Source organism: Pseudoflavonifractor phocaeensis (genome assembly GCF_016901735.1).
GTDB lineage: Bacteria > Bacillota > Clostridia > Oscillospirales > Oscillospiraceae > Pseudoflavonifractor_A.
The window spans coordinates 1-551 of record NZ_JACLZC010000188.1 but is presented as its reverse complement, the minus strand read 5'-3'; the positions used below and the strand labels follow the sequence as shown (position 1 = coordinate 551).

Genomic DNA, 551 nt, shown 5'->3' with positions numbered 1-551 from the left:
TGACAGAGTATTGCTCTGCCGGGTTTCCCCATTCGGAAATCTGCGGGTCAAAGCTTATGTGCAGCTCACCGCAGCTTATCGCAGCTTGTCACGTCCTTCTTCGGCTCCTGATGCCAAGGCATTCCCCTTGCGCTCTTTCCAGCTTGACCTTGTAGAACAGCCTTCGCTGTTCTCAAAATCATCAAGAATTATGCAGGCTTCAGAGTTCATTTGGCTACATTGTTTTACCCATTCACCAGAACAGCATTCGCCATTCTAAATAGTTCCACAACATTTGCTTTTGCCCTCTGTTGCTTGCTTCGCATTACTTTCCATCTACATTGTTCAGTTTTCAAGGTGCGGGTCTTTCCCAGTCTTTCTCAAGACCAGGTTGAAACATCTGATCCCTCAGGTGCTTCAACCCATTCTCGAAGCATTCTATGAAAGCTTTCTTTGCTTCCTTTCTTTCTCGAAAGAAAAGGAAGTGGGCCCAAGTGGACTCGAACCACCGACCTCACGATTATCAGTCGTGCGCTCTAGCCAGCTGAGCTATGGGCCCGTGTCTCTGGCTA

The 551-nt window shown here is 48.1% G+C and carries 1 tRNA gene and 1 rRNA gene; both read right to left on the bottom strand.

Annotated features, from left to right (window positions below):
• A 23S ribosomal RNA gene (locus tag H7U37_RS15195) occupies nucleotides 1-149 on the bottom strand; the annotation flags it as partial.
• A 315-nt stretch (nucleotides 150-464) separates the two neighbouring features.
• Nucleotides 465-538 (bottom strand) — tRNA-Ile (locus tag H7U37_RS15190).
• Nucleotides 539-551 lie beyond the last annotated feature (13 nt).